Source organism: Pirellulales bacterium, assembly GCA_035939775.1.
Taxonomy (GTDB): Bacteria; Planctomycetota; Planctomycetia; order Pirellulales; family DATAWG01; genus DASZFO01.
The window spans coordinates 1-6,546 of the sequence record DASZFO010000271.1; the positions used below are offsets into that span (position 1 = coordinate 1).

General features: G+C 59.5%; 5 protein-coding genes. 3 read left to right on the forward strand and 2 right to left on the reverse strand.

Features of this window, described 5'->3' with window-relative positions; translation table 11 throughout:
• Nucleotides 1–84: 84 nt before the first annotated feature.
• Nucleotides 85–507, reverse strand: a complete 423-nt coding sequence (locus VGY55_17105; GenBank protein HEV2971699.1) for a hypothetical protein — start codon at nucleotides 505–507, stop codon at nucleotides 85–87.
• A 164-nt stretch (nucleotides 508–671) separates the two neighbouring features.
• On the opposite strand from VGY55_17105, the gene VGY55_17110 reads away from it, so the two are divergent.
• The 3 genes from VGY55_17110 to araA all read left to right on the forward strand — a co-directional run bounded on the left by VGY55_17110 (nucleotide 672) and on the right by araA (nucleotide 4,130).
• A complete protein-coding gene (locus VGY55_17110; GenBank protein HEV2971700.1) occupies nucleotides 672–1,430 on the forward strand; it encodes a YHS domain-containing protein in 759 nt (252 codons plus the stop codon).
• A 248-nt stretch (nucleotides 1,431–1,678) separates the two neighbouring features.
• Nucleotides 1,679–2,449 (forward strand): hypothetical protein, encoded by a 771-nt coding sequence (locus tag VGY55_17115; protein HEV2971701.1) that lies wholly within the window; start codon nucleotides 1,679–1,681, stop codon nucleotides 2,447–2,449.
• A 163-nt stretch (nucleotides 2,450–2,612) separates the two neighbouring features.
• Nucleotides 2,613–4,130, forward strand: a complete 1,518-nt coding sequence (araA, locus tag VGY55_17120; GenBank protein HEV2971702.1) for an L-arabinose isomerase — start codon at nucleotides 2,613–2,615, stop codon at nucleotides 4,128–4,130.
• A 9-nt stretch (nucleotides 4,131–4,139) separates the two neighbouring features.
• Here the strand turns inward: araA and VGY55_17125 are convergent.
• Nucleotides 4,140–6,546, reverse strand: a 2,407-nt coding sequence (locus VGY55_17125; protein HEV2971703.1) for a beta-L-arabinofuranosidase domain-containing protein, incomplete at its 5' end; no start/stop codon positions are given.

Here is a 6,546-nt window from a genome sequence, read left to right on the forward strand (position 1 = left end):
GATCTGAACTTTGCACTTGCAGTTGAACTCCGTACGACAGCGAAGTGCTGCGAGGCGAATCTGTCGAACGTCCCCAGCGATTTCCTAACTGTCGCCCTCATCCCGGTGTTTCTTGACGATTTTGTCACGAAATGCTTGAAAACCTTCCCATTCCACCTGCGACGGATTCTCCATATCGAGGAATTCGCTCGTCGAACAGTCGAGGGCAGACCAGCCAAGTGGCCTCGCAAACCGCGCAATTGCGGAGATCGCATCACCGCCGCCCCTAACGTGGAGCATAATGCTTTTTATCGGGTCGTCGTTGCCAACATTGAATTCGATAGAGTAGCCATTTTCCGCGTAAACGCCCCAGGTCGGATCAGACCAATCGATACCAACCAGCAAGGTTGAAATTCGGCACCGCACATCAAAGGCGGGTCCGAGCGGGGCGCAGTCGCTTTCTCGCAGTTTATCGAGCGGCGGCGGAGGTGTGCCACCAAGATTAAAAATCATGACGTCCCAACTCATGTTAAGCCCTCACGAACTGACGATTCAAAACCAAGCCGCGGATACACAGCGTCGCCGCAATGTAGCGGCGTTGAGCGCGAGATTCAATCATTTCCCTTGGCCACAGCTCGCTGTACTATTGTGGAAAGACATCACAGACTTTTCATGGGCCGGAGGATCAAGCGATGAAGCGGTTTGGCGGATGGGTTCTCGGAGGCGCGTGCCTGTTGTTGCTGGGGCCGACGGTGCGTTTGAGCGGTGCGGCAGATAAACCCGCGGCGGAGAAACAGGAATCGGTTGCGGCGGACAAGAAAGCGCTCGCGCCGTTTCAGCCCTATATCGGCGAGTGGAAGGGGGTGGGTCAGCCGCGGCGCGGGTCCAGTCAAGGAGCTTGGAGCGAAGAGGCCGGGTGGGCCTGGCATTTCACCGACAAGCATGCCGAGTTGACGGCCCAGATTTCGCACGACCCGTATTTCTCATCACTCCGATTGCAGCTTGGCGATCAACCAGAGCGGCTGCGGCTCATCGGCACGACCGACCGCAAAGGCGAAGTGCCGTTCGATGGCGCGATCGGCGCGGACGGGCAACTGGTGCTGACAGCGGCCGGCGAGACGAAGCCCGATCAACCGGCCCGCGTCTCGATGCGCCTCGTCGCCGGCGGCGATCGGTTGGTGGTGCTCTACGAACGACGCTCGGGCGAGCAATTCGCTCGGTTGGCCGAGGTCGGTTACACGCGTAAAGGGAGTTCGTTTGCCGTGGCTGGAGGCGACCCGCACGAGTGCATAGTCACCGGCGGGCACGGCACGATCGCCGTCGACTATAAGGGGCAGACATACTACTTCTGTTGCACCGGCTGCCGCGATCTATTCAAGCAAGACCCCGAAGCCGTGCTGGCCGAGTACCGCGAACGGAAAGCCAAGGAACAAGCGGCCAAGAATCCGTGAGCGATTTTCACCAATACCGGCTTCTCGCGGCGGGGTTCAATCGCTAGGCTGGCAGTCGAGAGGGATGCTCCGTCTGAGGCCTGACTAGAGCGCCTAACAAATCCGGCTGGGAGAAGGGGACAGTCCCCGTTTTGCTCAGCCGACCATCGCGGCGATGGTGCCCGCGAAAAAGGGGACAGTCCCCGCCGGATTTGTTAGCCGCTGTTAGGAAACCATCGGCGCCCGATTTCCTTAGTCGCGAGGATGTTATGTTGCGTATAACTTTTGTGTTCGCTTCATTGTCGCTCGTTTTGCTCGGTGCATTGGCCGGTTGCCATAGTTCCGTGGCGGACGACCCGTCGGCCAGCCAGCGCGGTCCGCGGGGAGGGGGTCGCGGTGGCTTCAATCTGTTCGCCGACGAGACGGTCCAGAAGGAACTTGCCCTGACGGACGGACAGAAGGAGTCGATCAAGAAAACCTCCGATGATTTCCGTTCGTCGATCATGGGCCTGAGTCAACAAGACCGTCAAACCAAGATGTCGGAATTGCGCAAGGCGATGGACGACAAGATCGACGCCGTCCTCAGCGCCCCGCAGAAAGCCCGGTTGAAGGAGATTCGGCTACAGATCCAAGGCCCCGCAGCCCTGTCTAACAAAGAAGTGGCCGAGGCCCTCAAGCTGACCGACGATCAAGTGAAGCAGATCGCGAGTGTGAACAAGAACCTCGACAACATGCGGCGTGAGGCATTTCAGTTCGGCGGCGGCGGGAGCGACGTTCGAGATCAACTCGCCATTTTGCAGACGGAAGCCACCGAAAAAATCCTCGCCATTTTGGATTCCGACCAAAGGGCCATCTTCGAGAAGATGCAGGGGGCGAAGATCGACCTGCCCACCGGCGGATTCGGCGGCGGTTTCGGCGGAGGCTTCGGTGGCGGATTTGGTGGCGGATTTGGTGGCGGCGGCCCCGGTGGTGGATTCGGCGGCGGCGGCCCTGGCGGTGGCAACCCTGGCGGCGGCGGACCTGGTGGCGGCGGCAACTGAGAGCGACACCATGTCGCTCAAAAACGTGTTGGGCGATCCGATTGCGCGACGCCAGCGGCACGCGTGGTCGCCGACGGACGAAGAACTCTGGCCGGCGCGAGGGCGACTCACAATCGGGCGAGCAGTATCTAACCGCTTTCTCTGAGTGCCTGGAGTCCGTCAAATGCAGAATCCGTTTGTCTCGCAGGAAATCTGGTACCTCACGGGCAGTCAGCATCTTTATGGCCCCAAGACGCTTGAACAGGTCGCAAAGAATTCCAACGAAGTGGTGGATGCTCTGAACAAGTCGGGGCGTTTGCCGCTCAAGCTGGTCTTCAAACCGGTTCTGACCACGCCCGAGGAAGTTCGTGCCGCCTGCATCGAAGCCGCCAGCGCGGCAAACTGCGTCGGCGTCGTTCTATCGATGCACACCTTTTCCCCCGCGAAGATGTGGATCGGCGGGCTCAAGGCTCTTCGCAAACCGATTCTGCATCTGCACACTCAGTTCAATCGAGATCTTCCGTGGGAGTCCATCGACATGGACTTCATGAATCTCAATCAATCGGCGCATGGCGACCGCGAAGCGGGCTTCATGCACGCGCGGCTCCGCTTGAATCGCAAAGTCGTCGTCGGACACTGGTCCGACCCGACCGTCCAGGACCGCATCGCGGTCTGGACTCGCGCCGCCGCTGCATGGGCGGATTGGCAAGGCGGAAAGTTTGCGCGCTTTGGCGACAACATGCGAAGCGTTGCCGTCACGGAGGGCGATAAGGTCGCCGCTGAAGTGAAGTTCGGATACTCGGTCAACGGCCATGGCGTCGGCGATCTCGTGCACCACGTGAATGAAGTGACCGATCGAGCGATCTCAACCCTTTGCAAGGAGTACGAAGACCGCTACACGGTCGCGCCCGAACTCAAGTCCGGTGGCGATCGACACGAATCCCTTCGTGACGGCGCTCGCATCGAGCTGGGAATTCGGTCCTTCCTCGAACAGGGAAACTTCAAAGGGTTCACGACGACGTTCGAAGATCTGCATGGGCTGAAACAACTACCCGGTCTCGCGGTGCAGCGATTGATGTCCGATGGCTATGGCTTCGGCGCTGAAGGCGACTGGAAAACGTGCGCCCTTGTTCGCGCGATGAAGGTGATGTCCGCGGGTCTGCCCGGCGGAACGAGCTTCATGGAGGACTATACCTATCACCTCGACCCGGCCAATCCGCTGGTGCTCGGCGCTCACATGCTCGAGATCTGCGAGTCAATCGCCGACGGCAGACCGTCACTCGAGATTCATCCGCTGGGCATAGGCGGTAAGGCCGATCCGGTGCGGCTTGTCTTTAATGCGCCCGCTGGCCCAGCCTTGAATGCGTCGCTCGTCGACATGGGCAATCGCTTCCGCTTGCTGGTGAACGAAGTCGATGTCGTCGCGCCACCCAGACCGCTTCCCAAACTTCCCGTGGCGCGAGCCGTTTGGAAGTGCAAGCCGGACTTCAAGTCCGCGTGCGCAGCATGGATCTTCGCCGGCGGAGCGCATCACACGGGATTCAGTTATTCCGTCTCGCAGGAGCATCTTCAGGACTTCGCCGATATGGCGGGCATCGAGCTTCTTTCGATCGATGCGCGAACCGATCTATCGGATTTCAAGCAAACGTTGCGAAACAACGAGGTGTATTATCACCTCGCGCCCGGACTTGGGAACTTATGACGTCGCGGCTTACTTTTCCGCGTCCGCGCGAATCATGCGAATCCCGAATACACGGCCGACTTCGCTGCCCTTCTCCGCCTGAAAGCGAACCGTGACTTTCGGCTTGTCTTTGACCGCCTCAGCCGGAATAGCGTACTCAACGTCGAAAAAGTTGGCTTGTTCCTGCGGGCCGGGACGATTGATCATCTGTTCGCCAACTTTCTTGCCGTCCACCTGCACTTCGAACTGCCGCCTGGCTTGCTCGTCACTTCTATAAGTCACGACGAGGGTCATCGGGTGCTTCGTGTCCACTGGGAGATCAAAGGAGAACCAGGTGGCCGCACGCCGGCCGCCGCGATCCTGCGTCCGAACTGGCTGCGACTCCTCGCCAGCCTGGTAATTGAAGTCACGCTCCATCTGCATTTCTCCAGGTTGCGCGTAACCGACGGTCGCGGCAGTCAGCTTCTGTTGCTTTGCCTGCTCGGCCGCCAATTGGCCGGCGCGTTTGTCCCAATCGGCATTGGTCATGATGTCCCAGTAGATGCCGTAGCGCTTGTCATGCATCTTGAAGAATGGAATGAACGTGACGTCGGTATTCGGCCCTCCGGTCGGCGAGCGGCTGCTGGCTTTGAACGTGCCTGGGGCGCCGGCGACCGGTAGCAGCCATTTGTCGACGGATTTTTCGTCGCTCACGAAGATGGGGTAATTCGGCGGTGGTCCACCGCGCGCGCCGCTTCGGCCGCGGCCGCGAGGCGTCGAATTCATGGAACTCATGTCACCAGCGAGCACCAGCGGTCCCCACATGAGAGCGGCCTTGTCCGGATTGTCGGGGAGTGTCGCTTTCCAGAGAGTTTTGGGAAGCGCGAGAGCGACCGTATCGCCGGTCTTCCAAGTGCGCTTGATTTCGACATAGGAATCCGGCTTAGGCAGATTTCCCATCGCCTCCCCGTTGACCTTAAGCTCAAAACCGTCGGCCGCCCAGTAAGGCCGCCGAATGCGTAGTGTGAATTCCTTCGGAGAATCGACCGTGACTTTGAGAGTTGCCGCGTCCCCCTCGGGAAACGAAGTATCCATTTGCAATGTCACACCTTTGGACTTCCAGTCGGCGGCGCACGGAGCGAAGAGATTGACCCAGAGTTCGTTGCCCGATTCGTAAAATACGCCGTAGCCGTGAAGCGCATGACTCTCCATGCCGGTGCCGACGCAGCACGTAAAGCTTTCTCCGGCTCCAAGCATCGTCTGATACTCCTGCATCACGCCCTGACCCACCGGGACCATGTAGGAGGTTTGCCCGGTCTCCGGATTGATCGACGCCAGAATGTGGTTGAAGAGGGCGCGCTCGTGAAAGTCGGCGTACCTGATGTCAGGGTCGATTCCAAACATTTCTCGCGACATCTTCAGCATGTTATAAACGTTGCAGGACTCCGCGGTCCGGCCTTCAATCATGGGATTAAGCACGTCGGCATGGCCGAAGTATTCATTTCGGCCGTGGCCACCGGTCGCAAAGCTGTGGTGAAATGCTACTTCTTCAAAGAAGAACCGGGCCGCCTCACCGTCCAGCTCATTGCCCGTGTACACGTAACGCATCAGCTCGCCAAGCAACTTGGGAACCAGCGTGTTGCCGTGCTTGCCATTGAGGATATCGTTTTTCTCCGCCAGCGGGTTCACGATCGCTTTGTGCTCGAACTTATCGGAGAGGGCCAGCCAGCGCTTGTCGCCAGTGTCCGCATATAGGTCCGCAAGGACCTCGTTCATGCCGCCAAATTCGGTGGCGAGCATTCGCTGGAGCTGGTCATCAGTCAAGTTCGCCAGAATACCATCGACCCAACTGGCGAGTTTTTTCTCGACCTCAAGCGAGGTGCGGTTTCCCGCGATGCGATAGGCATCGCGCAGACCGGCGAATATCTTGTGTTGCACGTACCAGGGAGACCACATCCCGTTGAGGTCGAAGCCGCCAGAACGAATCGTGCCCTGGGATAGCTTTTGAAAGAGCGCTTTGCCGTCAACGAGCTTCTGATCGCCACGTCCGGCGCCTCCCCCGCTTGGGCCCGCGCTGCCCATGAGGCCGCCGATGTAGCCGTCGCCCTGCTTATCTTGGATCTCCCGGAGTTCATTCACCACGGTGTCGACGCGATCTTTGAAACGCGAATCACCGGTGGCCGCGTACATATAACTGATCGCCGAAAGATAGTGTCCCGCGATGTGGCCAGTGAGCTGCCTGCCGCCGCCATCCCATCCGCCGTAGCCACTCTTCGCTTTGGGCTCGAGGCCAGCGCGGACCCGAAGGTAATACAGCATCCGATCCGGCTCAAGCTTCAGAAGATACTCGGCGTCCAGATCCTGCGCGTGCTTGAGAGGCCCACCGGTCAGCCGCACGTCCGCCAGCGGCAACGGCGTCGCCTCGTAAGGCACTGCCGGCTTGATCGCCAGTGCCGCG

Bases quoted from the DNA above. Each gene is read 5' to 3' on its own strand.
- VGY55_17105 (HEV2971699.1), bottom strand. From the start codon at position 507: ATGAGTTGGGACGTCATGATTTTTAATCTTGGTGGCACACCTCCGCCG.
- VGY55_17110 (HEV2971700.1), top strand. From the start codon at position 672: ATGAAGCGGTTTGGCGGATGGGTTCTCGGAGGCGCGTGCCTGTTGTTG.
- VGY55_17115 (HEV2971701.1), top strand. From the start codon at position 1,679: ATGTTGCGTATAACTTTTGTGTTCGCTTCATTGTCGCTCGTTTTGCTC.
- araA (HEV2971702.1), top strand. From the start codon at position 2,613: ATGCAGAATCCGTTTGTCTCGCAGGAAATCTGGTACCTCACGGGCAGT.